A 26,809-nucleotide genomic window follows, 5' to 3' on the forward strand; every position below is an offset into this window, starting at 1 on the left:
TCAGCGATTCGGTTGTGGCGCAGGCGCTGGCTGTTCGCCCGGACCCGGACGCGGATCGACCGGGACCAGAATCGGACGCGGTGGCACCTTGACCATGGTGCCGCCGTCCGGCGGCTGGCCGCCGTTCAGTTGCGGCAGCACCGGGGTTCCGTAGTCCGGCACCATGATGCTGTCCTTCTTGGCGGCGGCGTCCTGGCCGGCACTGCGCATGAAGTCGTAGCGGTCCGCTGCCACGGCATTGCTGTCTTCCTTGCTGCGGATGATGACCGGACGCAGGAACACCATCAGATTGGTCTTCTTGCGGGTCTTTTTACGGTACTTGAACAGATTGCCCAGCACGGGAATGTCACCCAGGCCGCGCACTTTTTCTTCGTTGCCGCCAGTGTCGTCGCGGATCAGGCCACCGAGCACGATGATCTGGCCATCGTCGGCGATGACGTTGTTTTCGATCACGCGCATATTGGTGGTCACGCCGGACGGGCTGTTCTCGGTGCCGGTCACCACGTCGGACGTCTCGTGGTAGATCGCCATCTTGATGGTGCCGCCTTCGGAAATCTGCGGACGTATCTTGAGCATCAGGCCCACGTCCTTACGGTCGATGGTCTGGAAGGGGTTGCCCGCCGCGCCGCCGGCATTGGTGGTGAAGGAGCCGGAAATGACGCCGATGTTTTGACCAACCTTGATGGTCGCCAGCTCGTTGTCAAGCGTGATCAGGTTCGGCGTCGAGAGCAAATTGGTAGACGTGTCCGCTTCCAGTGCCTTGGCAATGGCGCCCAGCCCGAGCGCACCGTTGATCTGCTTGAACACGCCAATTGACAGGCCCGCACCGGGGTTGGGTACCGTCGAGGTCAGCAGACCCGCCAGCGAGGCGCTGCCCGGGGTGGCAAAGTTCTGTATGCCGCCGACCCGGTAGTCACTCGTCTTGTTGCCGGACAGGCCAAGCCACTGCACGCCGAATTCGGCCGAGCGTTCGGCTGACACTTCGACGATCAGCGATTCGATATATACCTGGGCACGGCGCACGTCGAGCATGTCGATCACGGCGCGCAGATTGCGGTAAATCGCGTCTGGCGCGGTGATGATCAGGGTGTTGGTCGAGGCATCGGCCTGGATCCAGCCGGCGCCACTACCACCGCTGCCGCCGCTGGCGCCACCGGCGCCGCCGAATTTGTCGCCCTGCTGGTTGCCGCCCTGGCCCTGGTTCGACTGCATGCCGCCCTGGCCGCCATTCTGGCCGGTGGACGATTGCACGCTGCCGCCGCTGGTGCCCGACTGGGTTTGCTGCAGTGCTGATGAATCGGACGATACCACCGCGCGCAGCGTGGCGGCGAGTTTGGTGGCGTCCGCGTTTTTGAGGTAGACCACGTTTACGTTGCCCGCCACCGTGGTCGGCTGATCGAGCTTGGTGATGAGCGACTTGGCCAGGCTGGCGCGGGCGCGCGACGGCGCCTTGATGACCAGCGAATTGGTGCGCGGGTCGGCCACCACGGACACGCGGCCCGAGTCGCCGCCCGGTGCTGGCTGCAGCAGTTTTTCCACCAGCGTTGCCATGTCGGAGGCGATGCCGTAGCGCACCGGGACGATGTCGACGTCGGCCGCGATGGGCGCGTCGAGCGTGGCGATGATCTTCGACAGGCGCGCCAGGTTGTCAGCGTAGTCGGTGATGACCAGGCTGTTGTTGCCCGGGTTGGCCATGATCGAATTGTTCGGCGAAATCAGCGGGCGCAGTACGGCCGTCAGGTTGGCTGCCGATTCGTAGTTCAGATGGTAGATCTGGGTGGCGACCTGGTCGCCCTTGACGCTGTTTTTGCCGGTGCCGACCATGGTCGGCGAGCTTTGCAGCTTGGCTTCGGCTTCCGGCACCACCTTGGCGTAGCCGTCGCCGGTGACCACGGCGTAGCCTTGCAGGCGCAGTGCGGACGTGAGCAGGCTGAATGCCTGGGCCTTGGTGATCGATTTTTCCGACACCAGCGTCAGCGTACCCTTGACGCGCGGGTCGATGATGAAGGTCATGCCGGTGTAATGGCCGACCGCCTTGATCACCGATTCGATGTCGGCGCCCACGAAGTTGAGCGCCGCCTGATCTTCAGGCGCGGCCCACAATGGGGCAGGCGCGCCCGCTACTGCGCAGCACAGCATGACGCCGGCCGCAACGCGGCGCAGCGCCGGAAATTGGAGTGTGCTACCAGACTGTTTTTTCATCATTTGAACTCTAACGCGATAATTTTCTTGCCGCCCACCATTCGGCGCTGGCCCAGTAAATTCAGGAGATTGCCCAGCGTTTCTTCATATCCGTCCGCCGCCTGCGCCTGTCCAGAAAACTGGAAGCGGCCCTTGTCGAGCGCCCCGGTTCCCGATAACAGCAGCGCGCCGCGCACGGTACTCAAACTCATTTGCGCCTGCTGCCCGCGCCAATCCATTGTCAGCTCATAGCTGCCGAGCGGTTTGACCGGCGCCATGCGCGAGCCCATGTCCGCCAGCGACAACAGCGTGCGGCCCTGCACGTCCACGCTCTGGCCGGCCTTGGCCAGCTGCAGCGTGGTCCAGGACAGCTTGACCACCCCTGACGGCGCCAGCGTATTGAGCGGCGCCCCCAGACCGGCCAGGCGTTCGGCCGGCAGCAGCAGTTCGGCCGGACTGACCTGCCACTGGCTCATGCTGCCCGAGACGTTGACAGGCTGCGTCAGCGCTTCCGGGTTTTCCAGCGTCAGCTCGACCTGGCCAAGCAGCAGCATGGGCGACAAGCGCCAGCTGAAGCGCCCCGGCAGCAGCGGCGTCACCGCCCCGCCCACCCCGGCAGCACCGCCGATGAAGGCCGAGCCGCGCCAAAGCGTACCTTGGGCGTCTCCCAGAGTCAAACGCCCGCCAGTCTCGGTCTCGACCATCGAGCCAAGCCAGCTGGCCGGCAGGAACACCAGCACCGTCAGCGCAACCGCCAGAACGATGGCGAGCAGCCATAACACGGCACGCTTCATCGGGACGCTTCACCGGTGTTCTGGCGCAGCGTCAGCTGGGCATCCACCTGCCCGGCCGGGGTACCGGCCGTGAAGCTGGCGTCGTCCACCCCGATCCGGTTTTCGCGGCGCTGGGCGTCCAGCCAGCTGTATACATTGGCAAACGAGACATTCGTCAGCTGAATCTTGGCGTATTCGCCCGTGATGATCAGCGACGTTGGCGTGATCCCGCGCGCAGTCAGGCCGGCGGTCAGCGTTTCACGCGTCATGGGTGTGACTTGCGGCGCCGGACGGGCAGCCAGTTCGCCCGCTTCCAGCGCCAGCGCCTGCATGGTTGCCGCTTCCACCCGCAGTTGCGGCAAACTGACATTCAGTTTGGCCTTGCCTTCAATGGCCGGGCCAATGAACAACATGTAAATCAGGGCGCCCACCACGGTGGCGCCGCCCACGGTCAGATACTTGCGTTCCTGCTCAGTGCGGGCCAGCCAGTACAGCGCCAGCTGGTCCTTGAATTGGCCAATCACGGTCATGGCGCTCATTTCTTACCTCCCGCACTGCGAATCACATACACACCGGCACCCGAATCGGTCAGGTCCAGTTTGCGCTTGGCCAGGAAGTCGCGCAAGGCCGCCGTGGTGGAAGGCTCGATGCTGTCCGGTTTCAGCTTGACTGTGGTGGCGCGCTCGCGGAACTGCATCGTGGCCAGCACCGGCGGCTTGGGCAGGCTGCGCGCCGCTTCGCCAAAGGCCGCTGCCTGGAAGGTGAATTCGTCCGGCGTCAATTGCCCTTGCACGGCCTTGGCACGATTGATATTGAGGCGCATCTGCGCCGCAGGGTCGCTGCTGATCACGTTTTCCTTCGGATAAGCAGCCTTGAAGGTCTGCTTCATGCCCAGCGTGATGGCGTCGGCTTCGCGCTTCATGCGCAGCCACTGCACATTCAGGCCGACCAGGTTGATGACCACGGCCACCAGCGCCAGGCGCAGCGGCCAGCGCCATTTTTTCCAGTCGCGCGCCTGGGCACCTGCCGCACCAAGGGCAGGCACCAGGTCCATCGTGCTGCTCTTGGAGCCGGACACCCAGTGCGCCCAGTGTTCCGCTTCCAGGTTGATGCCTGGGCCGGCTTCGGCCACCAGCGCCTTGTATTCGCCCAGCTGAGCGTTGGGCACATACAGATTCAGGGGCGAATCGCCGGCCAGCGCGCGCGCCGTCTGCAGTGCGACCGCAGGACCGCCCGACACCGCCAGCCCCAGACCCTGGTACTGACCGTGGCGCAGCGTGATGCCGCTGGCGTCGATGCTGCCCGATACATTGCCAGGCGTGAGCGGCAGGCACAGTTGCGCCGGCATCGCAGCCACCGTGCGTGCCCCATGCGCCAGCATGCCCTTGACTAGCGACTCGAGGTAACCGCGCTGCACCACCGCGATGGTGCGCATGCCGTCTTCGTGCTGCACGGGCGCGGCCACCAGCACGCAGTCGTCCGGGTCGCCCAGAATGTGTTCTTCCACCAGGCTGGGCAAGGCGCTCTTGAGGCGCGCTGGCGACAGCGGCGGGGTTTTGACCTGCAACAGCGTGACGTCGGCCGCGGCCAGCATCAGCACCACGTGGCGGCTGGCGGCAACGGCGTCGCCCATGCTGCGCAATGCACCTTCACCTTGCTGGACCAGCGAGCCGCCGTCGGCCACCAGGGCGAAGCGCGCCAGGGCGCCTTCTTGCTCGGCGCGGGCGGGAAGCCGGATATATAAAGTAGTCAAACAGTCTCGCTTTCGTTCTAGTTTTGGCGTACCCAGACCGTACTGGTCTTGAAGGTCTGGTCATCGAGCTTGCGGTTGACCAGCGCTTCGGCGTCCAGCGCGGCGCGGTCCAGGCGCACACGCGAGAGCACCAGGAAGTACTCGCTTTTTACATCAAACAGCGCCTCTTGCGCCGGAGCGCCATAGAGCTGCTGTACAAAATCCGACTTCTGCCGGTAATACGCCTGCTTGCGCCGTTCGACCAGCGCATTGGCCTGCGATACCGAAAAATTGGGCAGCAGGGCCGCAATCACTTCGGGCGCCGCCGTGTTCACATTGACCGTCACGGCATCGGCCGGCAGCACAATGGCGAACTGGCGCAGCTTGTCGACAATGGCCGGGGTATAACCCTGGATGGCCAGCAGGTCGTCCAGCTGGGTCAGCGCAATGGGCGCGCCCGTGCGCACCACCACCGGCGAGGTATCGCCCTCTTCGCGCGGCAGCGGCGGCGCCGACGCCGCTACCAGCTTGGCGGTGCGTTCAGCCAGGGCCGGATCAAGCTGCAAATTGACCAGCAGGCGCTTGTACACCGCCAGATGATCAACATTGACCTTGGGCCCCGTTGCCAGATTCGTCAGATTGTACCGCGAGGTGGCGTCCACAATCCGGCCCGAGAGGCTGGCATCGAAGACTTCCCCCTCCACCCGCTCACGCTCAATGTACTGGTCCAGACGGGTTTCCGCCAGCGGCGTATTCCAGACCGAGGTCAGCGAAGTATAGGTACGCGTGTCCATGCCATCCTGGCGCAGCACCAGACGGGCCCAGTCCAGCGCGCCGCGCAGAATCCATTTGGTCTGCAGGTGAAGACGCTGGTTTTCCATCGAGCGCACCTGCACCTGCTGCGACCAGAACAGGCTGGCCACAATCGTCACCGCCAGGGTGGTCAAAAGCAGCGCCGTGATGACCGCCACGCCGCGCTGCCGATGCAAGCGCTTCATAGGCCCCCCAACAGGAAGGATTTGATCATCACCGCGCTCACACCCTGCACCTGCAGCGCGACCTGCAGACCCGAAGGCGGCAGTTCCAGCGCGGTGGGATTGTTTTCGCGCGGCTTGCCGCCGGTTTGCCAGCGGTTGGTTTCCCAGGTCTGGACCACCATGCCGGTGACGCCCTTTTGCAGCACCACGGGCGCGGTGGTGTCGGTATTCGAGGTGGCCGCCTTCCACAGCACGTCCAGCTGGACCAGGTCGCGCGTGCCGGGCGATTCGCGCCGCGTCAGCAAACCTTCTTCGACCCGGTACGACACCACCTGCAAGGTGGCCGCTTCGTTCTCGCGGTAGACATTGCGCACCAGGATCATGCGGTCGGTGTCGGCCAGCAGGAAGGGGCGCTTTTGCAGCGCGGCCGGATTGGCCATGTGTTCGGCGTCGCTCTGCAGCTGGGCAAAGGCAAGCTGCATGCCGCGCGTCGATTCAATCTGCTCGGTCAGGGCCACGCGCGAACGGATGATGCCGTCCAGCCCACGCCAGCCAAGGACGGCGACAATGGCCAGAATGCTGATGGCAACGAGCAGCTCGATGAGCGTGAAGCCGCGGCGGGAACGCAAATGCATCATTCGTTGAGCACCAGTTGGACCAGCTTGATGATGCGGCGATTCGGGTCGGCCATGTCATACACGCTCACCTCAACCCGGCGCAGGCGCGGATTGGGGCTGGCCAATACTTCCTCCTGGCAGACCAGTTTCAGGTCGCCCTGGGGACACTCGAAGCTGCGCTTTCCGGTACCGGGGAATTCGTGCTCGAGACGGATCTGCACCAGCCGGTTTTCGGCCGACCAGGTGGCCATCATGGCCGCGCGCAGGCCGGCGCTGTTGGCCGTCAGGCTGCCCACCGCGCGCAGCGACGCGCCCAGCGCGGTGCCGACGATGACCAGCGCCACCAGCACTTCAAGCAGCGTGAAACCACGGCGGGAGCGGAAATGGCGCATCATTCGACAACAAAATGGCCGATACCGTCGGCCCGGATGGCGACGCTGGCGTCACCACTGGTCATGGTCAGCACGAAGGGCTTGTCGACCGGCTCGCGCCCGAAGGTGATGCGCATCGGGTTGCCAGTGCCGGCCGACGCCGGGTCGATCAGCAGGTTGACCGGGCTGCTCTTGAACGGGCGTTCACGCAGCAGATCGTCCTTGGTGACCGGGTCCCAGGTTTGCTCGTTGCGCACCAGGAAGCGGTAATGCTCGCTGTCGGCCTCGAACGCGACCAGGCGGTTGCGCACAATGGCTTCGTCGCGCGCCAGCTGCAGCAGCAAGGCGATGCGGCTCGCCTCGGCCTGCAGGTTCTGACGCGGACTGGGAATGGCGTTGATCGAGACCATGCCAAGCGTGATCCCGATGATGACCATGACAACCATGATCTCGATGAGGGTAAAGCCGCGCATTGCGCGGCTTGTCCGTTTCAACGCCACGACCGTAACCTGTTATTCCCAGGAGCCGACGTCGGCGTCGTCGCCGGCACCGCCAGGCTGGCCGTCTGCGCCCAGCGAGAAGATATCCACCTCGCCTTTGACGCCTGGCGACAGGTACTGGTACGGGTTGTGCCAAGGGTCGTTGGGCAGCTTGTCGAGGTAGCCGCCGGTTTTCCAGCCATTGGCGGCCGGGCCGGTGGTCGGCTTTTCGATCAGGGCCTTGAGACCTTGTTCGGTGGTGGGGTAACGCTGGTTATCGAGCTTGTACAGCTTGAGCGCCTGCATCAGCGAACTGATGTCGGCACGGGCAGCGGTAATGCGTGCCTCGCCGGCACGGCCCATCAGCTTGGGCACCACCAGTGCGCCAAGAATGCCGATGATGACCACCACCACCATGATCTCTACGAGGGTAAAACCGCGCTGCAGGGCGGCGCGGCCAGATGATGCTTTTTGCATAATGTGTCAACAGATGAAATAGTTGGAAGGCAGAGTATAAGGCCGAAAGTGATTCGGACTACAACTTTTGTCAGCACATTGTAAGGCAGCGTGGCCCCGTGGGGACACGCGTTTTTACTTTAATCAGTGGCGGGCGCTGCCTTCGAGTTTTTGCCGCACTGCATCATTTCCGCCAGCGGCGATGTTGGATGACACCGGAGCCAGCGGTCGGACAGCTGGCGCATCTTTGACAAACGGGACGATGCCAAGTTCCTTGTCGACTTCATGCGGATACACCAGATAGCCACGGGTGATCACCGCCGCCACCTTGCGGATGTCGGCAATGTTCTTGGTCGGGTCACCATCGACCAGCACCAGATCGGCCAGTTTGCCCGGGGTGATGGAGCCGCGTTCGTGGCTGGTGCGGGTGTAGCGGGCACCGTTGCGGGTGGCCACTTGCAGGGCCTGGGACGGGGTCAAGCCCGCCTGGACCAGCAATTCCAGCTCGGCCTGGAGGGTGAAACCGGCCATTTCGTCGGTGCCGGCCACCAGTGGCACGCCGGACTTGTACAACAGACCGACGAATTCCACCATCTTGGCATACGATTTTTCGTAGCGCGCCTGAGTGGCCGCGTCGGCGATCTTCATGGCGCCCACATGGAAACCGCGCTGCACGTCAGGCGGCATGTGCGAAGCGATGGGCGCGAACGGCGTATTCATGTCGCCATCCTTCTGCTTGAGGAAGGCGAACGTGGCCAGGGTCGAATCGACCACGGTGCCCTGCTTTTTCAGGCGCGCGATGAACTGCTTGACCACAGGTGCGTTGAAATCGAGGCTGGCGACTTTTTCGGCCGGCAGAATAAAGCGTTCCAGGGTGCGCGTTTCGGTGGTGGGCGTGGCCAGGAAATTGAGCATCACCTGGTTGATGTGGTTGATTTCGTCAAAGCCTGCATCGAGCGCCTCGCGCGCACGCAGGCCGGCTGGAATGTGGCCCGATACCCGCATGCCGCGCGCGTGGGCGTACGCCACCGTCTCGGCCAGGATCGCTTTCGGGAAGGAGTTGTAGATCTTCAGCTGCGGGTAACCATGTTCGGCGTACCAGTCGATCGCGTTCTTCGCCTGCGGCAGGTCCTTGATCACGAATCCCAGGTTGGCCGAGTACGGGCTCTGGCCTTCCAAAAAGCCCGATGGCACCACTTGCGGTCCAAGCAGGCGGCCGTCGGCGGTTTCGTCGAGAATCTGCTGCATGGTGGCGTTGTCGTTGCCCATGTCGCGCACCGACGTGACGCCGGCAGCGATGTTCATGCCGCCTTCCCAGCGGCCCACGTGGCCGTGCATGTCGAACAGGCCAGGCAGCAGCACCCGGCCGGCGCCGTCGATTTCGTTCTGGGCGCCGCGAATCGGGGCACCGGTTGGCAGCACGGCCGTGATGCGCCCGCGCAGTACATACACGTCGGACGGCGCACCCAGGACGGCTTTTTCACTGTCGAACACGCGCACGTTCTTGACCACGGTCAGGCCATCGAGCTTGTGCTGCAAGCGCTTGGCCACGTCTTGCAGCATGCGCGTTTCAGCCACTTTCTGACGCTCGGCCAGTTGAGGACCCACGCTGGTCCAGCCTTCTTCGGCCATGGTCATGAAACCCGGCACGATCATGGCGAAGAGGCGCGGTTTGGCGCCGGTGGTGGCCCAGAAAAACTGGGGCGACAGGCCCAGGCCCGTCAAGGCCACCAGCTGTACTTTGGTGCTCTTGCCGCCGGCAGTGACTTCCATTTCGTCGAGCACGCGCTGCGACAAGGATCCCGAGGGCAGCAGCGGCAGCGGCGCGCCCTTGCGCTCGGCCAGCGCGGTCAGCGCGATGGAGACGATTTCCAGCGAATTATTCAGCGGTACATACATGGCGCCGGCAGCCTGCGCCTTCTCGCCTTTTTCGGAGGTGGAGCGCCAGCTGGCCTTGCCGTCCTTGAGCTCGAACTGCTCATCGACGACCGAACCGAAGGTGGTGTTGCCCTTGACCGCGAACTGGGTCATGGTGCCGTCCGGCGCCAGGCGGAAGGTTTCGTTCAGGTCAGGGCCGCGGCCATTGTTCTTGTAGCTGAAGCGCACCCGGGTCAGGCCGTCGTCGTCGCGCTCGACCACCTGCTCGCCCATGCGGGTGCCGTTTTCGGCCACCACGTCGTAGCGGATGGTCTGGGTGGCGGCGCTGGCGGCCGAGGCAAAGGCGGCCGCAATGGCCAGGACGATTATTTTTTTCATGTCGTGATGTCTCCAGGGGTAGAACAAACGGGGCAAACGGGGTTGCGGGCGACGCCGATACTGGTCCATTCCATGGCGCGGCCGTCCAGCAGCAGCAGGCGCCCAGTCAGTGCCTGGCCAATCTGCATGATGAGTTTGAGCGCTTCGGCCGCCTGCATGGCGCCAATCACGCCGACCAGCGGCGCAAACACGCCCATGGTGCTGCAGGCGGCGTCCTGGTAACCCTGGTCAAGCGGGAACAGGCAGTTGTAGCAGGGCGAGGCAGGTGTGCGCGGGTCGAACACGGCCAGCTGGCCGTCGAAACGGATCGCGGCGCCAGACACCAGCGGCACGCGCGCGGCGACGCAGGCGCGGTTGACGGCGTGGCGGGTTTCAAAATTGTCGCTGCAGTCCAGGACCACCGAAGCGCTGGCCACCAGTTCCTGCAGGCGCGCGCCCTGGGCCCGTTCGCGCAGGGCGACGACCTCGATTTCCGGATTGATCTGGCGCAGCGCGGCGCTGCCCGAATCGACCTTGGGCTGGCCCACGCGGGTGGTGGTGTGCATGACCTGGCGCTGCAGGTTGGTGAGGTCGACATCGTCATCGTCAACCAGCACAATGCGCCCCACCCCGGCCGAGGCCAGGTACATGGCGGCCGGCGAACCCAGGCCGCCGGCGCCGATCACCAGCACGCTGGCGGCCAGCAGCCGTTCCTGCCCTTCGATCCCAATTTCGTCGAGCAGGATGTGGCGCGAATAGCGCAGCAGCTGCTCGTCGTTCATGGGCGCGGGGTGACTCGCTGGGCCAATCGGTGGATCACTTCTTGGTGCCGTTTTTCAGTTCGGGGACGGTGGTCTCGGGCTTGAGCGGCGCGACCGGGTCTTCCTTCTCCGTCTTGTCTGCCTTCGCCGGCGCGCTGGACAGCTTGACCGGCAAACCCTTGAAGTGGTTCAGGGCCTGGGCCAGCTGGAAGTCGTCGGCGCTGCCGAATTCAAGCGGTTTGCGCGACTTGGCAAGCGCCAGCGCGCGTTGCTCTTCTTCCAGGCTGTCGCGCTTGAGTTTGAGGGCCGCATCTTCAGGCACGCCGCTGCCGTCGGACAGGTGTTTTTCAAGGTCGGATTCGCGCACGCGCAGGCTGTTGAGGCCATCGCCGTCAGCGTATTCATCGACCAGGATGTCAGGCGTGATGCCCTTGGCCTGGATCGAGCGGCCGGTCGGGGTGTAGTAACGCGCCGTGGTCAGCTTGACCGCGGTGGCATTGGGCAGCTCGCGCAGGGTCTGGACCGAACCCTTGCCGAAAGTCTGGGTGCCCATCACGATGGCGCGCTTGTAGTCCTGCAGCGCGCCCGCCACGATTTCGGAGGCCGAGGCCGAGCCGCCATTGACCAGCACCACGATCGGGATGTTCTTGAAGGCCGGCGGCAGTTTGGAGAGCGGATCGGCATTGCTGCCACGGTTGGCGTAGAACTCGCGGCGGCCATAGAACTTGCGGTTCGAGTCCGGCAGCTGGCCGAGGGTGGAGACGATTTCCTGGTCATGCGGCAGGAAGGCGGCCGACACGCCAATGGCGCCGGGCAGCAGGCCGCCCGGGTCGTTGCGCAGGTCCAGCACCAGGCCCTTGAGCTTGGGATCCTGGGCATGCAGGGCGGTGAGCTTTTTGGCCATGTCTTCGACCGTCAGCTCCTGGAACTGGCTGATGCGCAGCCAGGCGTAGCCCGGCTCCACCATTTTGGCCTTGACGCTCTGGACCCGGATTTCCTGGCGCACCAGCGGCACGATCCAGGGCTTGTCGTCACCCTTGCGAGCAATCGTCAGCACCACTTTGCTATTCGGTTCGCCGCGCATTTTTTTGATGGCTTCGTCCAGCGACAAGCCCTTGATGGGCGTGCTGTCGATGCGGGTAATCAGGTCGCCCGCCTTGATCCCGGCGCGAAACGCGGGCGAATCTTCGATCGGGCTGACGATCTTGACGTAGCCATCTTCCATGGCCACTTCGATCCCCAGGCCGACGAATTTGCCTTCCATGCTGTCGCTTAATTCGCGATAGGCTTTTTTGTCGAGGTAGACCGAGTGCGGGTCAAGCGAGGCGACCATGCCGGCAATGGCTTGCGAGAGCAGCTTCTTATCCTCGACCGATTCGACATAGTCGGACTTGATCAGACCATAGACTTCGGTCAGCTGGCGCAGCTCGTCGAGCGGCAGCGGCGCGTCTGCGCTTTTCTGGGCCATGGCCGAAAACTGCAGGGAGGCGCAAAAACCCAGTGCTGCGCCTATGCCCACCAGTCCGATTTGTTTGACTTTCATGTTGAACCCTTAAAAGCTGACCCAGGTCGCAGGATTGAAGGCCGCACCGCGATGCCGGAGCTCAAAGTATAGCCCCGAATCTTCGCCGCCGCCGGTGTTTCCCGCTGCGGCAATCGGGTCGCCGCCCTTGACGGCATCGCCCACGCGGCGCAGCAGGGATTGGTTGTTCCCGTAGATCGACAGGTATTCGCTGCCATGGTCGACGATGATCAGGTTGCCGAAGCCGCGCATCCAGGCCGCAAACACCACGCGCCCGGCGGCAATGGCCTTGACGTCGGCGCCTTCGGGCGCCTTGATGAAGACGCCCTTCCAGCTCGGCCCACCATCGCGCTTGGCGCCGAATTTGGCAGCGACCTGGCCGCTGACGGGCGCGCGCAATTTGCCCTTCAGGCTGGCAAACGCGCCATCCGGGGCGGCTGGCGCCAGCGCGATATCGGCAGCCTTGGCCTGGTTCGGGTCGGGCTTGGGTTCGGCTTGCGCCACGGTCGGCTCGTCGGCGTCGATTGGATCGGGCTTGAAGGTGGGCGGAATCACCGGCTTGCCGGGTTTGCCCGGTTTGGCTGCCGCTTCGCGCGCCAGACGTTCTTTTTCGGCCTGACGGGCCTTGGCGAGCTCGGCTGCTTCTGCCTTGGCCTTGGCTTTGGCGGCGGCAACGGCTTCAAGGCGGCGCTTTTCTGCGGCGGCGGCTTCGGCCTGCTCCTTGATCAGCTTGGACAGTTTGTCGACCAGGCCGGCCATGCGCTGTTCGTCACGCTCGAGGGTGCCGATTTCCTTGCGCTGGGCCACCAGCTTCTTGGACAAGCTGCCCAGCAAAGCGGCGCGGCGCGCTTTTTCTTTTTCCAGCACGGCCTTCTGGTCGCGCTCTTCCTGGGCGATTTCGTCGAGCTCGTCCTTGGCATTCTGTTCTTTTTGCTGCGTGCTTTCGACCTTGGCCAGGTTCACCCGCAGCGAGGCGAGCAGTTTGGCCTGGGCCTGCGACACGTAAGCCATCAATTGCAGGTCGCGGTTGATGCGGTTGGGATTGTCACCCGAGAGCAGCAGCTTGATGCGGTCCTCGTTGCCGGCCACATATTGCTCGCGCAAGAGCGTGGCGAGCTGCTTCTTTTGCGCGTCCACCACGCCGGCCAGACGCGTCTGCTCGCTGGTCAGGCGGGCCAGCTTGGCATTGGTTTCGACTTGTTCTTCCGCCAGCTCGTGCAGCTGCCGGTTGGCGTTGGAGATCGCTTCCTCGGACTCGGCCAGGGTGTCAGCCGCGTCTTCACGCGCGTCTTCGGTGCGCGAGACTTCGCTCTTGAGCTTGGCCAGCTTGGCGGCGATCTCGGCGCGGTTCTGTTCGGCTGCCAATTTCTGCTTGCTGCGCTCGGTCTGGCGCGGCGCGGCCGTGGCGGCGCCGACGGACAGGGCCAGGACCATGCATAGCATCGTCCTGCCCGGTAATAACTTCAGGTTCAAAGACAAAACTTACTTGGCCTTCCCTTGATTGGCAACCGCGGCAACAGCGGCGGCAATGGCGTCCTGGTCACCCAGATAGTAGTGGCGGATCGGCTTCAGGTTCGCGTCCAGCTCGTACACCAGGGGCTGGCCGTTGGGAATGTTGAGGCCCACGATGTCTTCGTCGCTGATGCCGTCGAGCATCTTGATCAGGGCGCGCAGGCTGTTGCCGTGGGCCGAGATCAGGATCTTTTTGCCTGCGCGAATGGCAGGGGCAATTTCCTCGTCCCAAACCGGCATCACGCGTGCGACGGTGTCTTTCAGGCATTCAGTCAGGGGAATGCTGTCTTTTGGCACGCCGGCGTAGCGCGGGTCGTTGAACGAAGTGCGTTCATCGTCGGCTGCCAGGGGCGGCGGCGGGGTGTCGTAGCTGCGGCGCCATACCAGCACTTGGGCGTCACCGTATTTGGCGGCAGTTTCGCCCTTGTCCAGGCCTTGCAGGGCGCCATAGTGACGCTCGTTCAAACGCCAATCGTTCTTGACCGGCAGCCACATCATGTCCATGTCGTCCAGCGCCAGCCACAGAGTGCGAATGGCACGTTTCAGGACCGAGGTGTAAGCCACGTCGAAGGTAAAACCGGCTTCCTTGAGCACTTGGCCAGCACTTTTCGCCTCGCGCACGCCTTTTTCGGTCAGGTCGACATCGGTCCAGCCGGTAAAGCGGTTTTCCAGGTTCCAGGTCGATTCGCCATGGCGCATGAAGACGATTTTGTACATGTGCTTTATTCCAAAAAAGGGTGGGATAGGAGGTAATGCATTCAGATTCGCCTTCTATTTTATAATGCGCGGATTGCCTTGTCTTAAACCATTGACCATTGGAACCTGTGTGAAATTTATTCTCGACAATATTTTGCTCGTCAGTATCGTGATTCTGTCCGGCGGCGCCCTCCTGATTCCAGCCCTGATCCCGCGCGGCAAGCGCGCCTCCACCCTGGAAGTGACCCAGTTGCTGAACCGCGGTAAAAACGTTCTGGTGGACGTGCGCACGACGGAAGAATTTGCCGCAGGGCATTTGCGCGACGCAAAACACATTCCGCTGGCAGACTTGACCTCACGTATCGGCGAACTCGACAAGTTCAAGGACAAGACCGTGATCGTCGTGTGCCAGACCGGTGCACGTTCGGACAAGGCCATGAATTTGCTCAAGGCCGCCGGATTCACCGACGTGGTCGCGCTGGATGGTGGCATTGCCGCATGGCAAGCAGCCAACCTGCCGACCGTCAAGTAAGGAAAGGAATTGCCATGACAGCCCCAGTCAAGATGTACACCTCCGCGTTTTGCCCCTACTGCACCCGGGCCGAACGCTTGCTCGACGCCAAGGGCGTGACCAACATTGAAAAGATCCGGGTCGACCTCGATCCGGATCAAAAAGTCGAAATGATGCAAAAGACCGGGCGCCGCACCGTGCCCCAAATCTACGTGGGCAGCACGCACGTGGGCGGTTTCGACGATTTGTATGCGCTCGATCAAGCTGGAAAACTCGATCCCTTGTTAAATGGGGCTTGACGAATTCATGCGATAAGCTAAAGGTTTGCGCAAAACTATTTCTAGCTCATTGGTTTTGATACAATTACCGTCGCCTTTGAACCAAGCACAATTTGGAACGGCTCCTGGCCGTTCTTTTTATTTCCCAACGAAAGCGTTCCATGTCTGACGAAAACCTGCAACCAGTATTCCAAATCCAACGCGTCTACCTGAAAGACATGTCGCTGGAACAGCCGAATTCCCCAGCCATCTTCCTCGAGCAAGAAGCGCCTGCGATCGAAGTATCGCTGGACGTTGGCGCCGAAGCCATCGCTGACGGCATCTACGAGTCGACCGTGACCATCACCGTCACCGCCAAGATCAAGGACAAGGTTGCATTCCTGGTTGAAGGCAAGCAAGCTGGTATCTTCGAAGCGCGCAACATTCCTGCGGACCAAATGGATCCACTGCTGGGAATCGGTTGCCCGAACATCGTTTACCCTTACCTGCGCGGCAACATCGCCGACGTGATCACCCGTGCCGGCTTCCCGCCAGTGCACCTGGCCGAGATCAACTTCGAAGTGTTCTACCAGCAGCGTCGCCAAGCTCTGGCCGAAGCCGCAGCAACCGCACCAGCAGCAAACTAAGCATCTGTAGCAAGGCGGGTGGGCAGTTCTGCCCGCCCTGCCAACCACTGGCGAAGGCCACTCCATGACATTCCCTCGTATTTTTGCCAGCGCCTTGCTGCTGCTTGCTTCGGCTGGCGCACAGGCATTTGACTTCAAGTCGATTGGCGCGGCTCCGGCCATCCTGTACGACGCGCCCTCGGTGCGCGGCGGCAAACTGTTCATCGCACCGCGCGGCATGCCGGTCGAAGTGGTACTCACCTACGGCGAGTGGGTCAAGGTGCGTGACGCCAGCGGCGACATGGCCTGGACCGAAGCGCGCACGCTCAGTCCCAAGCGCAATGTGGTGGTGCGCACCGCCAACGCCAAAGTGCGCCCGACTGCCGACGAGAACGGCATTCCGCTGATGACCGCCGACAAGGGCGTGCTGCTGGAACTGGCCGACCCGCAAGTGTCGACCTGGGTCAAGGTGCGCCACAAGGATGGCATAATCGGTTACATCAAGGCTGTCGACATCTGGGGCATCTGACCCCGGCCACACTGGGGCCCCATGCAAACAACTGCAATTTCTCGCAAGATCACCGTGCTGGGCGCTGGCGCCTGGGGCACGGCGGTCGCGCTGGCACTGTCCGCGCGCAATGACGTATTGATCTGGGGGCGCGATGGCGCCGCCATGCTCGCCATGGACGCGGCGCGCGAAAACACCCATTACCTGCCCGGCGTTGCCCTGCCGCCAGCACTGCGCGTAACGGCGGACTTCGATGCCGCCGTGGCCCACGCCAGCGGCGCCGATGCGTTGCTGATTGCAGCCTGCCCGGTGGCTGGCTTGCGCCCGCTGCTGCGCCAGCTGAAACCCTATCCAATTCCCAATGTCGTGTGGCTGTGCAAGGGCTTTGAATACGGCACCGGCTTGCTGCCGCACCAGGTGATGCAGGAAGTCATGGGCGACACGGTGGCGGGCGCGGCCTTGTCTGGCCCCTCTTTTGCCCAGGAAGTGGCGCGCGGCTTGCCTTGCGCACTGACCGTGGCGTCCAGTTCGGAAGCCTTGCGCGAGCGCGTGGTCGCCAGCGTGCACGGCGGCAATCTGCGCGTGTATTCCTGCGACGACATGGTGGGCGTGGAAGTAGGCGGCGCGGTCAAGAATGTGCTGGCGATTGCCACCGGCGTGGCGGACGGGCTTGGGCTGGGCTTGAATGCGCGCGCTGCGCTGATCACCCGTGGCCTGGCAGAAATTACGCGGCTGGGCAATGCGCTGGGGGCGTCCAGCGCGACCTTTATGGGCTTGACCGGCATGGGTGATTTGATTCTGACCTGCACCGGGGACTTGTCGCGCAACCGCAAGGTGGGGCTGGGACTGGCGCTGGGGAAACCATTGGATACCATCGTGGCCGAACTGGGGCATGTGGCGGAAGGCGTGCCTTGCGCCAAGGCGGTACGCGAACTGGCGCGCAAGCTGGGCGTGGATATGCCGATTACCAATGCGGTGGCCGATGTGCTGTTTGATGGCGGGACGCCGCAAGCGATGCTGGCGCAATTGCTGGCGCGTGATCCGAGGGATGAGCTGGCTTAGACCCACGCTGTTCGTCGCATAAAACCACATCGCCCTCGCGAAGGCGGGGGCCTATAGCACGCTGCCGAATTCGGACACGTGGAATAGGCCCCCGCCTTCGCGAGGGCGATGTTGTTTTAGCGCTGTGGTTTCTCGAGCGCTGTGGTTTCTCCAGCGCTGCGGCTCAGTTCTGATTCAGCAAAATCGTCAACAACGCCACGGCATCCACATTCGCCCGCAAGCCATGCGGCACGCCACCGAGCAAGTACAACATTTCCCCCGGCCGCAGCACGGTCGAATTGCCATGCGCATCGCAGACAATCTCCCCCTGCAGGCACAGCAAGGTAATCTCGCCATCCACCCGGTGCACCGGCATTTCGCGCTCTTTGGGCAGCACCAGCCGGATCAATTCCATGTGCTCGGTTTTAGCCAACGCCACCGACGTGAAATGCGCAATATCGTCGTCGCTGCGCTGCAGCCGAATCAGTTCGCCGGAAGCGGCATGTGGTAAAGCCATCGCTACTCCTGTCAGTCTGTTCCAGAACCTTATTCTTGCCGAATTCGCCAAACGGTGGCGCAGGATTGGCGCTTGCTCACGCGCTCATTCCTCGGCGGGCGCCACCTCGACCGAACGCAGCCAGGACACCAGCGCAAATGCATCCTTGTAGGCGCGCGCCAGTTGCGGCACCAGCTCGTCAGGCGAATTGAGCTTGAGCTTCACTTCGGTCCAGACGAAAAATCCCTTGAGCTTCAAATATTCGATGTGCGGGTGGTCGGGATCAAAACCCTTGGGTGGGCGCTGCAGCTTGTGCTCGGTTTCCATATCGCCAAAGGTAGCGCGCAAGGCCTTGTTCTTGACCAGCTTGCCGAAGCCGGCGGCATCGTCCACGATCTGTGCGCGAATGGCCTTCAAGCGGTCCGGCGGCGGCAGGTATTCCCCCGCGCCCATGCCCAGCGTGCCATCGCCTTCAATGTGGAAATAATAGGTCGGCCCGCCACCGGCACTGGGGCGGCGCAGGTCACGCGGGGTAATTCCCGCGGAAAAACGCGTCTTGTAAGGCCGCTTGTCATGGGAAAAACGAATATCCCGGTTGATGCGGAACATGGCTTTCTTGGGATTGCAGGCAACCACTTGCGGGTCGAAACGGGCAATCGCGGCAATCAGCTCGGTGACCACGGTCTCGAACTCTTCGCGCAAAATGTCATAGCGCGGCTTGTTGTGGATGAACCAGGGCCGGTTATTGTTATCGCTCAGCTCGGTGAGAAATTGCGTGAGGTCGCGCAAATGCATGCTTGAGAATCCAAAGAGTAAATTATTGAGGAAGGCGGGGCCGCTTGGCGACGTCAACGTCGATGGCGGCCTCGCGGTGATTGCGCATGACCGTCATGGTCGCTTTCTGGCCTGGTTGTAGCTGAGCGATCAGGTTCAGCATTTCGCTGGTGTTGGCAACCGGCTTGCCGGCCACGGTCAGCAAGATATCGCCCGGTTTGATGCCCGCCTTGTCGGCCGGCCCGTTGCGCACCACGCCAGCAATGATGGTGCCGGATTCTTTGTCGAGGCCAAAGCTTTCCGCCAGTTCCGGCGTGATGTCCTGGCTTTCGATGCCGATCCAGCCGCGCACCACCTGGCCGTGCTTGATGATGCCATCCATCACAGTTTTGGCAGTGCTGACGGGAATGGCAAAGCCGATGCCCACCGAGCCGCCACTTTGCGAGTAGATAGCCGAGTTAATGCCCAACAGATGGCCGTTGCTGTCGATCAGCGCCCCGCCCGAGTTGCCAAAGTTAATGGCCGCATCGGTCTGGATGAAGTTTTCAAAATGGTTGATGTGCAGATTGTTGCGGCCCAGCGCGGAAATGATGCCCATCGTGACCGTCTGCCCCACGCCGAACGGGTTGCCAATGGCCAACACCACATCGCCCACCCGCGCATCTTCCGCGTGGCCCAGCACAATCACGGGCAGATTTTTGGCGGCAATGCGAATCACGGCCAGATCGGTTTCGGGGTCGGTGCCCACCACCTTGGCCGGCGCCTTGCGGCCGTCGGCCAGCACAACATCGATTTCGTCGGCGGCTTCAATCACATGGTTGTTGGTGAGGATGTAACCGTCCGGACTGACGATCACGCCGGAGCCCAGGCTCGATTGCTGTTCCGGGCGCGGCGTGCGGTCGCCAAAAAAGCGGCGGAAGAACGGGTCCTTGAGCAGTGGGTGCTCGCGCCCAAGCGACTTGCTGGTGAGGATGTTGACCACGGCCGGCATGGCGCGCCCGGCTGCTTCCCGGTAACTGCCCGCCAGCGCCGGCACGCGCGCCGATTCGATCACTGGAACCGCATTGCCAACCCTCCCCACCTGGGCTTGCTGGCCCAGTCCCCGCAGCCACTCGGGCCGCAGGGATGCAACGACAAAGTACAGCGCCAGCGCAACAGTAACAACTTGTGCAAACAACAGCCAGAGACGTCGCATTGCGGGCGCGGCCTTTCCTTACTTTTTGAGGGAATCGCGGATTTCGCGCAGCAGCACGATATCTTCGGGCGTGGCGGCCGGGGCGGCGACCACTGGTTGGTTGCGCTTGAGACGGTTCATCAGGCGGATCATCTGGAAGATCACGAAGGCCAGAATGATGAAGTTGAGCAGCACGGTGAAGAAGTTACCGTAAGCCAGCACGGCGCCCAGCTTTTTGGCTTCGGCCAGCGACAGGCCCATGGCTTGGCCATTGAGGGGAAGGTAATAGCTGGCGAAATCGAGACCGCCAAACAACAGGCCGATGGGGGGCATGATCACGTCCGCCACCAGGGAATCGACAATCTTGCCAAAAGCACCACCGATGATCACACCGACAGCCAAATCGACGACATTGCCCTTCATTGCGAACTCGCGGAACTCGCTCATCATGCCCATGTTTTCCCCTTTTGTGTTGTGAAAGAATGACAGGCCGATCATACAGCGAACTGCTTAGAAACCAAACGCCGCCACGCAGTTCCAAACCGGCCTGGACGTGAAAACCGCGAAAAAGCGTGTTTACTACGCCCAAACGGGTCGGAAACGGTTCAAAATGCGCGCAGCTTGGGCACGCGGCATCATTTTTTCTTCATTTCGATCACCGCTTCCCTTATAATTTAAGGTTGCTAGAAGCTCTAAGTGGCTTTTTAAGATTTCGCATTTTGACTGATTGGGGTTGGTATGAGTAACGAAAAGCAGGTCGATTCAGGCCGCCGCGTTTTGCTCGGAGCTACATGCGTGGCGGGTGGCGCAGTAGGTTTGGGCGCGGCGGGCGCCTTGGTAAGCACCTTCCAGCCGTCGGAAAAGGCGAAAGCCGCCGGCGCACCGGTGGAAGTAGACATTGCCGGCATGGCGCCGGGCGAAATGAAAACCGTGGAATGGCGCGGCAAACCCGTATGGATTCTGAAGCGTTCGCCAGAAATGGTCGAGTCGCTCAAGAAGACCGACGCTGCCGTGGCCGACCCGAAATCGGAACGCGCCCCGGACGAACTGACGCCAGAGTACGCCCGCAACGAACACCGCTCGATCAAGCCTGAATTCCTGGTCGCCGTCGGTATCTGCTCGCACCTCGGCTGCTCCCCAACCAGCAAATTCGCAGCCGGCGCCCAGCCCAACCTGCCAGACGACTGGGCCGGCGGCTTCCTGTGCCCATGCCACGGTTCGACCTTCGACCTGGCCGGCCGCGTATTCAAGAACAAGCCAGCGCCGGACAATCTGCAAGTGCCGCGCCACATGTTCACCAGCGACACCCATCTGGTCATCGGTAAAGACGAGAAAGGCGAGGCATAATCATGGCCGCTTTTAAAGAAACCAAATTGCCGGCCAACGCGCCAGTCGCCGAAAAAGGCCTGGCCTGGGTGGACGACCGTTTCCCGCTGACCAAGCTGTGGAATGATCAGTGGGGCAAGTACTACGCTCCAAAAAACTTCAACTTCTGGTACATCTTCGGCTCGCTCGCGATGCTGATCCTGGTACTGCAGATCGTCACCGGTATCTTCCTGACGATGCACTACAAACCAGACGCTAACCTGGCTTTCAGCTCGGTTGAATACATCATGCGCGAAGTTCCGTGGGGCTGGCTGGTGCGCTACATGCACTCGACCGGCGCTTCCGCGTTCTTCATCGTCGTCTATCTGCACATGACGCGCGGCCTTCTGTACGGTTCGTATCGCAAACCGCGCGAACTGATCTGGCTGTTCGGCTTTGCCATCTTCCTGGCGCTGATGGCCGAAGCCTTCTTTGGCTACCTGCTGCCATGGGGTCAGATGTCGTACTGGGGCGCACAGGTGATCGTCAACCTGTTTGGTGCAATTCCTTTCATCGGCCCTGATCTGTCGCTGTGGATTCGCGGTGACTATGTTGTGTCCGACGCGACCCTGAACCGCTTCTTCGCCTTCCACGTGATCGCGATTCCTCTGGTTCTGCTGGGCCTGGTTGCTGCCCACTTGATCGCGCTGCACGAAGTTGGTTCGAACAATCCTGACGGTATCGAAGTCAAAGAGAATCTGGGCCCGGATGGTCACCCTGTGGACGCGATTCCTTCGCATCCTTACTACTCGGTGCACGATCTGTTTGGCGTGTCGGTGTTCCTGTTGATCTTCAGCGCAGTGGTGTTCTTTGCCCCGGAAATGGGCGGCTACTTCCTGGAATACAACAACTTCATTCCAGCTGACTCGCTCAAGACCCCGGCGCACATTGCACCGACCTGGTACTTCACGCCGTTCTACTCGGTACTGCGCGCCACGACCGCTGACTTCATGTACGTGCTGATGGCTGCCATCGCCCTGTATGTGGTCTTCATCTGGCTCAAATCGCGTCTGCCACAGCTGGTGAAAATCGCGATTGCCGTTCTGGCCATCCTGATCATTATCGGCATGCTGCCGCAGGTGCTCGATGCGAAGTTCTGGGGTGTGGTGCTGTTCGGTTCGTCGGTGATGATCATTGCCGCGCTGCCATGGCTGGATCACTCGCCTGTCAAGTCGATCCGCTATCGTCCGGACTGGCACAAGTATGTCTACGCAGTATTCGGTCTGTCGTTCGTGACCCTGGGCTACCTTGGTACCCAGCTCCCGACTGCGGCATTCACGATTCTGTCGCAAGTGTGCACGCTGATTTACTTCAGCTTCTTCCTGCTGATGCCTTGGTGGAGCTCGATGGGCACCTTCAAGCCGGTGCCGAAACGTGTGACGTTCCATCCGCACTAATCGACGACACCACACAAGCGAAAAAGGACATTACATGAATTTTCCGAAGAAACTGATCGCTATGCTGGCATTGCTGCCAGCGATGGCATTCGCCAGCTCCGGCACGCATCCGCTGGATCGCGCGCCAGAGCGCACCAGCATGGCCGCCCTGCAGAACGGCGCCAAGCTGTTCGTCAACCACTGCCTGAACTGCCACTCGGCCTCCTCGATGCGCTACAACCGTCTGCGCGATCTGGGTCTGACCGAAGACCAGATCAAGGCCAACCTGCTGTTCAGCCAGGACAAGGTCGGCGGCATGATGACCACCGCCCTGCGCGCTGAAGATGCCAAAGCCTGGTTCGGCGTGGTTCCGCCGGACCTGTCGGTGATTGCCCGCGCCAAGGCCTCCTCGGGTGGCACCGGTGCCGACTATCTGTACACCTACCTGCGTACCTTCTACAAGGACGACACCCGTCCGACTGGCTGGAACAACCTGGTGGTACCGAACGTCGCCATGCCGCACGTAATGTGGGAGCAACAGGGCGTGCGCACCGTCAAGATGGTGGAAGAAAAAGATCCGCATGATGAAACCAAGACCGTGCACAAGTTCGCTGGCTTCGAGCAAGTCTCCAAAGGCACCATGACGCCGCTGGAATTCGATGAAGCGACGTCCGATCTGGTCGCCTACATGGAATGGATGGCCGAACCGGCCGCCGGCACGCGCAAGAAACTGGGCGTGTGGGTAATCTTCCTGATGACCATCTTCGCGACCTTCGCCTGGCTGCTGAGCAAGTCGTACTGGAAAGAAGTTAAGTAAGTCATTTCATTGCCCGCCTGTGCGGGCAATCATTTTCGGGGTGATCCGCTAGTCGTTTCACCCCCTTTGTTTCTAAGGAACTATAAAGATGATGGTTCTCTACTCTGGCACCACGTGCCCGTTCTCCCAACGCTGCCGCCTGGTCCTGTTCGAAAAGGGCATGGACTTCGAAGTGCGCGATGTGGATCTGTTCAACAAGCCAGAAGATATTTCGACGATGAACCCGTACGGCCAGGTGCCGATTCTGGTTGAGCGCGAATTGATCCTGTACGAATCGAACATCATCAACGAATACATCGACGAACGCTTCCCGCATCCGCAACTGATGCCAGCCGATCCGTTGATGCGCGCCCGCGCCCGCCTGATGCTGTTCAATTTCGAAAAAGAATTGTTCGTGCACGTGCACGTGCTCGAAAGCGAGCGCGCCAAGGCCAACGACAAGAGCCACGACAAGGCGCGCGCGGAAATTCGCGACCGTCTGACCACGCTCGCGCCGCTGTTCCTGAAGAACAAGTACATGCTCGGCGACGAGTTCTCGATGCTGGACGTCGCTGTTGCCCCGTTGCTGTGGCGCCTGGACCACTACGGTATCGAACTGTCGAAAACCGCTGCCCCGCTGATGAAGTACGCCGAACGCATCTTCTCGCGTCCAGCCTACATCGAAGCGCTGACGCCGTCCGAAAAAGTCATGCGTCGTTAATAGCCGTTCCGGCTGCCTGCACACCGGCGCGCGCCTTGCGGCGCAAGGCCTTACACTGGTGTGCAGGCTGTCCCCCACTCAGAAGAACATGTCCGAACTCTCAACCAAGCCCTACATGCTGCGCGCCATTTACGAATGGTGCACCGATAGCGGCTTCACGCCCTACCTGGCGGTCAAGGTCGATGCCGCCACGACGGTGCCGATGGAATACGTCAAGAAGGGTGAAATCGTCCTCAACATCAGCTTTGGCGCCACTTCGGGCCTGAAGATGGACAATGACGCGATTCATTTCCACGCACGCTTCGGCGGCGTCTCGCGCGAGATTTACGTGCCTGTGCAAAACGTGCTGGCGATTTACGCCAACGAAAACGGTCAGGGCATGGCGTTTGAAGTAAGCACCACCGCCTCGGAAACTCCGGCACCAGTTGCTCCGGAAGCCCCACTGGCCAGTGTGCCGTCGCTGGCATCGGTCCCGACCGCGCCGGCGGAAGCACCAGCCAAAGACAGTGCCCCTGCCCCGGACGACAACAACGATCCGCCGAAAAAGGGTGGACGCCCGACGCTTACGCGCATCAAATAGCGTATAATTTGGGCCAGTAAAAGTTTTCGCCGACTTAGCTCATTTGGTAGAGCAGTTGATTTGTAATCATCAGGTGGCCAGTTCGAAACCGGCAGTCGGCACCAGTCTTAGTAGCAGAGAATCACGGAAAACCCAGGGTTTGCTTAAGCGGCGAATCCTGGGTTTTTTGTTTGAACTTGCAGATCGCCTCAAACCAGCGAAAGCCCGTTGCGAAATTGTTGGAACCTGGCTTCCACACGCTCCTGAGCGTTCTCCGAATGTCGGATTGCGCCGGCCATAGCGCGTATCAGCAAATCTCGTTGCCCGTCTATCAGCTCGATGATTGCCGCCCGCGTTTCGTCCTTCACTAGCCGCGCCACATCTTTCCCAAGCAGACATGCGCCAGCCAAGTCCGGATCGTGATCGGCCGCCTCCAGCAGCGAATACTCCGCATCGTACAGCCGTGCTTCATTGCCAGCAGCGGCATAATTGTTCATTAGTTGAAGCAGATCGTGTGCGTCCTTGGGATTACCACGGCCCCGGTCAGACCAGGCGATCAGCTTGAGCACCGCCAATCCAGGCAGCGAGGCGACGCGGCCCACCAGGCCAGGAGCAAACTCCACTTCTTCGGCTGACGCCAAAACGTCCTCGTAACCAATCACACTCATGACCACGGCCATGTCGGGCGGCCAGACGATCGCACTCTGCTCGCCGGCAATTGCACCGAAGGGCACCAGATCCAGCGGGTAACGCTGCGGTGATGCGTCTTCCTTGTAGTAGAGACGCTGGGCTGCTGTGTAATCCAAGGTGAAACCGGGCCGTGCAGAAATGCCTGTCTTCAAGCGCTCGAACTGCGCCCAGCTGGCCACGGCCACTGCAAAATCAACGTCGTAGGTAGCACGTCCCGCGGGCAGACCGAACACATGCGTCAACAGGATGTCACGCGCTGTCGCCCCGACCAGCATGTACTCGATGCCCGCCCGTGCGGCCTCTTCTGCGACTGCGCGCAGCACCTGCAGCAATATAGGGTCGAGCGGCCGCTCAGGCCGGATTGAGGTCGCCATTGGTCCATTCCTTACGCATCAGGTGCGCCGTCTCCGCAGAACGTGGATCAAGCGACGCCAGCAAATCAGCGTATACCAGCGCAAACGGTGCGATACCAGGTCCCGATTCCAGACCCTCGCCCCAGAACTTATCCAGCACTTCCAGCGAACCGTTCGGATCCGGCTTGGCGCGGTAGGTCGTGACAAGTCCCTTCAACCAAGCGCCGCGCGCGGCCGGGGCGACGTAAATGGTTTGCGTCGCAGGCTTCAGATAGCCGGTAAGGTGATGGGCAGCTACTTCACCGCCCCACACCGCGCCAGACATGTCCAACTGGGCATCTTTCCACCAGTCTGTGCTGGGCACGCTGTAGCGCCTGCCGTTCAGCTTGGGCCGCAACTGAATCGGATAGTTTAGGGTCCATTCTTCGAGCAGTTTCTCCGGCTCCAATAGTGCACGGCGCTTCCCTGCTCCGCCCGAAATGACGTAACCACGCCGCTCCAGATCCTCCACGGCATTGCTCACCGCGCCCAGCGAGACCCCAGCCTTGCTGGCGATTTCGCGATAAGGGGCCGCCACCATGCCCGAACTAGTTAGCAACGTGAACGCTACCCGCAGTCCGGCGACCGTCGTAACGGCGCCGGTCGAACGGCCGGGTTTCGCGCCCGTCTCTCGACGTTCCCCCGTGACATACACGAGCAGACCCGGCCCCTTCAAAAACGCATTGCCGTGTGTGTCGATGAACTGTAAATCGATGTCGCGGCAATACGCAGCCATTTCCTTGCTGAGATAGGATGTAATCAGGAGGCCGGGCGTAGCAACACTTTTGAGTTGCTGTTTTACCTGTTGCGCCACATCGCGTCGATCGACGAAGGTCTTGCACTCGACAGCATAACGACGCGGCTCGCCTTGCACGAACAGGTCGATTTCAGCGTCGTGGCGTCGCTGTAAGTCCGGATAGGGGCCCATGCTTGAGATCTCGGTCTCAATGTCCAGCCGTTCACGCAGGGCGGCACGAGCGTGTTCAAGCAGCTCGCTTTCAAGAATAACGCCAGTGATTAGCGCGCCCATGCAGCCCCCTGTTCATAAAAGTTTAGTGTACATGTTCCGTGAACATTAAACCATAATGAACGCAATTACTCATATTTTCTTTGTTCACGATCCGTGAACATCTGAAAAACTTGAACAAAAGTACGCAAATGCCTGCTTGGTGTGGGAATCCTGCCAAAGATCGCCGCGCCAACGAAGGTCA

General features: G+C 61.5%; 30 protein-coding genes and 1 tRNA gene. 11 read left to right on the plus strand and 20 right to left on the minus strand.

Going from position 1 to position 26,809, the window contains the following annotated elements; all coding sequences use genetic code 11:
• The 14 genes from gspD to gpmA form a co-directional block, all read right to left on the minus strand.
• A complete protein-coding gene (gene gspD / locus BUC24_RS19500; protein ID WP_073220552.1) occupies nucleotides 1–2,202 on the minus strand; it encodes a type II secretion system secretin GspD in 2,202 nt (733 codons plus the stop codon).
• Complete coding sequence (gene gspN / locus BUC24_RS19505; RefSeq protein WP_073220555.1) at nucleotides 2,202–2,975, minus strand: type II secretion system protein N; 774 nt, start codon at nucleotides 2,973–2,975, stop codon at nucleotides 2,202–2,204. The genes gspD and gspN overlap by 1 nt, the downstream gene beginning before the upstream one ends.
• The gene (gene gspM / locus BUC24_RS19510) at nucleotides 2,972–3,493 is read right to left on the minus strand and encodes a type II secretion system protein GspM (protein WP_073220558.1); all 522 of its coding nucleotides are present in this window, start codon (nucleotides 3,491–3,493) and stop codon (nucleotides 2,972–2,974) included. Before gspM ends, gspN begins: the two co-directional genes overlap by 4 nt.
• Nucleotides 3,490–4,707 carry a type II secretion system protein GspL gene (gene gspL / locus BUC24_RS19515; RefSeq protein WP_073220561.1) on the minus strand — a complete coding sequence of 406 codons (1,218 nt, stop codon included), beginning with the start codon at nucleotides 4,705–4,707 and terminating at the stop codon, nucleotides 3,490–3,492. Before gspL ends, gspM begins: the two co-directional genes overlap by 4 nt.
• Before the next feature lie 17 nt (nucleotides 4,708–4,724).
• Nucleotides 4,725–5,684, minus strand: a complete 960-nt coding sequence (gene gspK, locus BUC24_RS19520; RefSeq protein ID WP_073220565.1) for a type II secretion system minor pseudopilin GspK — start codon at nucleotides 5,682–5,684, stop codon at nucleotides 4,725–4,727.
• Entirely contained in the window at nucleotides 5,681–6,301 is a 621-nt protein-coding gene (locus tag BUC24_RS19525) for a PulJ/GspJ family protein (protein ID WP_073220568.1), read from the minus strand. Before BUC24_RS19525 ends, gspK begins: the two co-directional genes overlap by 4 nt.
• Nucleotides 6,298–6,672 carry a type II secretion system minor pseudopilin GspI gene (gspI, locus tag BUC24_RS19530; protein WP_073220570.1) on the minus strand — a complete coding sequence of 125 codons (375 nt, stop codon included), beginning with the start codon at nucleotides 6,670–6,672 and terminating at the stop codon, nucleotides 6,298–6,300. The genes BUC24_RS19525 and gspI overlap by 4 nt, the downstream gene beginning before the upstream one ends.
• On the minus strand, nucleotides 6,672–7,124 hold the full coding sequence (gene gspH, locus BUC24_RS19535; RefSeq protein WP_073220574.1) for a type II secretion system minor pseudopilin GspH: 453 nt from the start codon (nucleotides 7,122–7,124) through the stop codon (nucleotides 6,672–6,674). The genes gspI and gspH overlap by 1 nt, the downstream gene beginning before the upstream one ends.
• 39 nt (nucleotides 7,125–7,163) lie before the next feature.
• The gene (gene gspG, locus BUC24_RS19540) at nucleotides 7,164–7,607 is read right to left on the minus strand and encodes a type II secretion system major pseudopilin GspG (protein WP_073220578.1); all 444 of its coding nucleotides are present in this window, start codon (nucleotides 7,605–7,607) and stop codon (nucleotides 7,164–7,166) included.
• A gap of 123 nt (nucleotides 7,608–7,730) precedes the next feature.
• Nucleotides 7,731–9,842 carry an amidohydrolase family protein gene (locus BUC24_RS19545; protein WP_073220581.1) on the minus strand — a complete coding sequence of 704 codons (2,112 nt, stop codon included), beginning with the start codon at nucleotides 9,840–9,842 and terminating at the stop codon, nucleotides 7,731–7,733.
• The gene (locus BUC24_RS19550) at nucleotides 9,839–10,603 is read right to left on the minus strand and encodes a HesA/MoeB/ThiF family protein (RefSeq protein ID WP_073220584.1); all 765 of its coding nucleotides are present in this window, start codon (nucleotides 10,601–10,603) and stop codon (nucleotides 9,839–9,841) included. Before BUC24_RS19550 ends, BUC24_RS19545 begins: the two co-directional genes overlap by 4 nt.
• Nucleotides 10,604–10,637: 34 nt before the next feature.
• Nucleotides 10,638–12,125 carry a S41 family peptidase gene (locus BUC24_RS19555; RefSeq protein WP_073220587.1) on the minus strand — a complete coding sequence of 496 codons (1,488 nt, stop codon included), beginning with the start codon at nucleotides 12,123–12,125 and terminating at the stop codon, nucleotides 10,638–10,640.
• 9 nt (nucleotides 12,126–12,134) lie between these two features.
• Nucleotides 12,135–13,547, minus strand: a complete 1,413-nt coding sequence (locus tag BUC24_RS19560) for a murein hydrolase activator EnvC family protein (protein ID WP_073220590.1) — start codon at nucleotides 13,545–13,547, stop codon at nucleotides 12,135–12,137.
• A 39-nt stretch (nucleotides 13,548–13,586) separates the two neighbouring features.
• A complete protein-coding gene (gpmA, locus tag BUC24_RS19565) occupies nucleotides 13,587–14,333 on the minus strand; it encodes a 2,3-diphosphoglycerate-dependent phosphoglycerate mutase (RefSeq protein WP_073220593.1) in 747 nt (248 codons plus the stop codon).
• Between the two features lie 109 nt (nucleotides 14,334–14,442).
• Between gpmA and BUC24_RS19570 the strand changes: the two genes are divergently transcribed.
• The 5 genes from BUC24_RS19570 (at nucleotide 14,443) to BUC24_RS19590 (ending at nucleotide 17,276) form a co-directional block, all read left to right on the plus strand.
• On the plus strand, nucleotides 14,443–14,844 hold the full coding sequence (locus tag BUC24_RS19570) for a rhodanese-like domain-containing protein (protein WP_073220596.1): 402 nt from the start codon (nucleotides 14,443–14,445) through the stop codon (nucleotides 14,842–14,844).
• A 14-nt stretch (nucleotides 14,845–14,858) separates the two neighbouring features.
• Nucleotides 14,859–15,122 (plus strand): glutaredoxin 3, encoded by a 264-nt coding sequence (grxC, locus tag BUC24_RS19575; RefSeq protein WP_073220598.1) that lies wholly within the window; start codon nucleotides 14,859–14,861, stop codon nucleotides 15,120–15,122.
• Nucleotides 15,123–15,262: 140 nt separating this feature from the next.
• Complete coding sequence (gene secB, locus BUC24_RS19580) at nucleotides 15,263–15,727, plus strand: protein-export chaperone SecB (protein WP_073220601.1); 465 nt, start codon at nucleotides 15,263–15,265, stop codon at nucleotides 15,725–15,727.
• A gap of 64 nt (nucleotides 15,728–15,791) precedes the next feature.
• Nucleotides 15,792–16,235 (plus strand): SH3 domain-containing protein, encoded by a 444-nt coding sequence (locus BUC24_RS19585; protein ID WP_073220604.1) that lies wholly within the window; start codon nucleotides 15,792–15,794, stop codon nucleotides 16,233–16,235.
• A gap of 21 nt (nucleotides 16,236–16,256) precedes the next feature.
• On the plus strand, nucleotides 16,257–17,276 hold the full coding sequence (locus BUC24_RS19590) for an NAD(P)H-dependent glycerol-3-phosphate dehydrogenase (protein ID WP_073220608.1): 1,020 nt from the start codon (nucleotides 16,257–16,259) through the stop codon (nucleotides 17,274–17,276).
• 163 nt (nucleotides 17,277–17,439) lie between these two features.
• Here the strand turns inward: BUC24_RS19590 and BUC24_RS19595 are convergent, their stop codons facing one another.
• The 4 genes from BUC24_RS19595 to mscL form a co-directional block, all read right to left on the minus strand.
• Entirely contained in the window at nucleotides 17,440–17,772 is a 333-nt protein-coding gene (locus BUC24_RS19595; protein WP_073220611.1) for a cupin domain-containing protein, read from the minus strand.
• Between the two features lie 84 nt (nucleotides 17,773–17,856).
• The gene (locus BUC24_RS19600; protein WP_073220614.1) at nucleotides 17,857–18,546 is read right to left on the minus strand and encodes a DUF2461 domain-containing protein; all 690 of its coding nucleotides are present in this window, start codon (nucleotides 18,544–18,546) and stop codon (nucleotides 17,857–17,859) included.
• A gap of 22 nt (nucleotides 18,547–18,568) precedes the next feature.
• Entirely contained in the window at nucleotides 18,569–19,720 is a 1,152-nt protein-coding gene (locus tag BUC24_RS19605; protein ID WP_073220617.1) for a Do family serine endopeptidase, read from the minus strand.
• A gap of 18 nt (nucleotides 19,721–19,738) precedes the next feature.
• Nucleotides 19,739–20,155: a large conductance mechanosensitive channel protein MscL gene (gene mscL / locus BUC24_RS19610; protein ID WP_073221586.1), complete on the minus strand. Its 417-nt coding sequence runs from the start codon at nucleotides 20,153–20,155 to the stop codon at nucleotides 19,739–19,741.
• A gap of 282 nt (nucleotides 20,156–20,437) precedes the next feature.
• Here mscL and petA point away from each other — a divergent pair, with 282 nt between their 5' ends.
• From petA to BUC24_RS19640, 6 genes are all read left to right on the plus strand, one after another.
• The gene (gene petA / locus BUC24_RS19615) at nucleotides 20,438–21,046 is read left to right on the plus strand and encodes a ubiquinol-cytochrome c reductase iron-sulfur subunit (protein WP_073220620.1); all 609 of its coding nucleotides are present in this window, start codon (nucleotides 20,438–20,440) and stop codon (nucleotides 21,044–21,046) included.
• A 2-nt stretch (nucleotides 21,047–21,048) separates the two neighbouring features.
• Nucleotides 21,049–22,461 carry a cytochrome b gene (locus tag BUC24_RS19620; protein WP_073220623.1) on the plus strand — a complete coding sequence of 471 codons (1,413 nt, stop codon included), beginning with the start codon at nucleotides 21,049–21,051 and terminating at the stop codon, nucleotides 22,459–22,461.
• 34 nt (nucleotides 22,462–22,495) lie between these two features.
• Entirely contained in the window at nucleotides 22,496–23,257 is a 762-nt protein-coding gene (locus tag BUC24_RS19625; RefSeq protein WP_073220626.1) for a cytochrome c1, read from the plus strand.
• 88 nt (nucleotides 23,258–23,345) lie between these two features.
• On the plus strand, nucleotides 23,346–23,957 hold the full coding sequence (locus BUC24_RS19630; RefSeq protein WP_054265664.1) for a glutathione S-transferase N-terminal domain-containing protein: 612 nt from the start codon (nucleotides 23,346–23,348) through the stop codon (nucleotides 23,955–23,957).
• An 88-nt stretch (nucleotides 23,958–24,045) separates the two neighbouring features.
• Nucleotides 24,046–24,537 carry a ClpXP protease specificity-enhancing factor gene (locus BUC24_RS19635; RefSeq protein WP_073220629.1) on the plus strand — a complete coding sequence of 164 codons (492 nt, stop codon included), beginning with the start codon at nucleotides 24,046–24,048 and terminating at the stop codon, nucleotides 24,535–24,537.
• A gap of 28 nt (nucleotides 24,538–24,565) precedes the next feature.
• Nucleotides 24,566–24,641: transfer RNA gene (locus tag BUC24_RS19640), tRNA-Thr, on the plus strand.
• An 84-nt stretch (nucleotides 24,642–24,725) separates the two neighbouring features.
• Here the strand turns inward: BUC24_RS19640 and BUC24_RS19645 are convergent.
• On the minus strand, nucleotides 24,726–25,580 hold the full coding sequence (locus tag BUC24_RS19645; protein WP_073220632.1) for a nucleotidyl transferase AbiEii/AbiGii toxin family protein: 855 nt from the start codon (nucleotides 25,578–25,580) through the stop codon (nucleotides 24,726–24,728).
• Nucleotides 25,558–26,628 (minus strand): type IV toxin-antitoxin system AbiEi family antitoxin, encoded by a 1,071-nt coding sequence (locus BUC24_RS19650; RefSeq protein WP_073220636.1) that lies wholly within the window; start codon nucleotides 26,626–26,628, stop codon nucleotides 25,558–25,560. The genes BUC24_RS19645 and BUC24_RS19650 overlap by 23 nt, the downstream gene beginning before the upstream one ends.
• Between the last annotated feature and the right edge of the window lie 181 nt (nucleotides 26,629–26,809).

The sequence above is a fragment of the Massilia sp. CF038 genome (assembly GCF_900129765.1).
In the GTDB taxonomy this organism is placed as follows: domain Bacteria; phylum Pseudomonadota; class Gammaproteobacteria; order Burkholderiales; family Burkholderiaceae_D; genus Telluria_A.

Coding starts and splice junctions, on each gene's coding strand:
- mscL (WP_073221586.1), bottom strand. CDS start 20,155: ATGGGCATGATGAGCGAGTTCCGCGAGTTCGCAATGAAGGGCAATGTC.
- BUC24_RS19590 (WP_073220608.1), top strand. CDS start 16,257: ATGCAAACAACTGCAATTTCTCGCAAGATCACCGTGCTGGGCGCTGGC.
- BUC24_RS19645 (WP_073220632.1), bottom strand. CDS start 25,580: ATGGCGACCTCAATCCGGCCTGAGCGGCCGCTCGACCCTATATTGCTG.
- petA (WP_073220620.1), top strand. CDS start 20,438: ATGAGTAACGAAAAGCAGGTCGATTCAGGCCGCCGCGTTTTGCTCGGA.
- BUC24_RS19605 (WP_073220617.1), bottom strand. CDS start 19,720: ATGCGACGTCTCTGGCTGTTGTTTGCACAAGTTGTTACTGTTGCGCTG.
- BUC24_RS19635 (WP_073220629.1), top strand. CDS start 24,046: ATGTCCGAACTCTCAACCAAGCCCTACATGCTGCGCGCCATTTACGAA.
- BUC24_RS19560 (WP_073220590.1), bottom strand. CDS start 13,547: ATGCTATGCATGGTCCTGGCCCTGTCCGTCGGCGCCGCCACGGCCGCG.
- gspN (WP_073220555.1), bottom strand. CDS start 2,975: ATGAAGCGTGCCGTGTTATGGCTGCTCGCCATCGTTCTGGCGGTTGCG.
- gspH (WP_073220574.1), bottom strand. CDS start 7,124: ATGCGCGGCTTTACCCTCATCGAGATCATGGTTGTCATGGTCATCATC.
- gspM (WP_073220558.1), bottom strand. CDS start 3,493: ATGAGCGCCATGACCGTGATTGGCCAATTCAAGGACCAGCTGGCGCTG.
- gspD (WP_073220552.1), bottom strand. CDS start 2,202: ATGAAAAAACAGTCTGGTAGCACACTCCAATTTCCGGCGCTGCGCCGC.
- BUC24_RS19625 (WP_073220626.1), top strand. CDS start 22,496: ATGAATTTTCCGAAGAAACTGATCGCTATGCTGGCATTGCTGCCAGCG.
- BUC24_RS19650 (WP_073220636.1), bottom strand. CDS start 26,628: ATGGGCGCGCTAATCACTGGCGTTATTCTTGAAAGCGAGCTGCTTGAA.
- BUC24_RS19600 (WP_073220614.1), bottom strand. CDS start 18,546: ATGCATTTGCGCGACCTCACGCAATTTCTCACCGAGCTGAGCGATAAC.
- BUC24_RS19555 (WP_073220587.1), bottom strand. CDS start 12,125: ATGAAAGTCAAACAAATCGGACTGGTGGGCATAGGCGCAGCACTGGGT.
- BUC24_RS19550 (WP_073220584.1), bottom strand. CDS start 10,603: ATGAACGACGAGCAGCTGCTGCGCTATTCGCGCCACATCCTGCTCGAC.
- BUC24_RS19620 (WP_073220623.1), top strand. CDS start 21,049: ATGGCCGCTTTTAAAGAAACCAAATTGCCGGCCAACGCGCCAGTCGCC.
- grxC (WP_073220598.1), top strand. CDS start 14,859: ATGACAGCCCCAGTCAAGATGTACACCTCCGCGTTTTGCCCCTACTGC.
- gspK (WP_073220565.1), bottom strand. CDS start 5,684: ATGAAGCGCTTGCATCGGCAGCGCGGCGTGGCGGTCATCACGGCGCTG.
- BUC24_RS19525 (WP_073220568.1), bottom strand. CDS start 6,301: ATGATGCATTTGCGTTCCCGCCGCGGCTTCACGCTCATCGAGCTGCTC.
- BUC24_RS19595 (WP_073220611.1), bottom strand. CDS start 17,772: ATGGCTTTACCACATGCCGCTTCCGGCGAACTGATTCGGCTGCAGCGC.
- gspI (WP_073220570.1), bottom strand. CDS start 6,672: ATGCGCCATTTCCGCTCCCGCCGTGGTTTCACGCTGCTTGAAGTGCTG.
- secB (WP_073220601.1), top strand. CDS start 15,263: ATGTCTGACGAAAACCTGCAACCAGTATTCCAAATCCAACGCGTCTAC.
- gspG (WP_073220578.1), bottom strand. CDS start 7,607: ATGCAAAAAGCATCATCTGGCCGCGCCGCCCTGCAGCGCGGTTTTACC.
- BUC24_RS19630 (WP_054265664.1), top strand. CDS start 23,346: ATGATGGTTCTCTACTCTGGCACCACGTGCCCGTTCTCCCAACGCTGC.
- BUC24_RS19585 (WP_073220604.1), top strand. CDS start 15,792: ATGACATTCCCTCGTATTTTTGCCAGCGCCTTGCTGCTGCTTGCTTCG.
- gpmA (WP_073220593.1), bottom strand. CDS start 14,333: ATGTACAAAATCGTCTTCATGCGCCATGGCGAATCGACCTGGAACCTG.
- BUC24_RS19545 (WP_073220581.1), bottom strand. CDS start 9,842: ATGAAAAAAATAATCGTCCTGGCCATTGCGGCCGCCTTTGCCTCGGCC.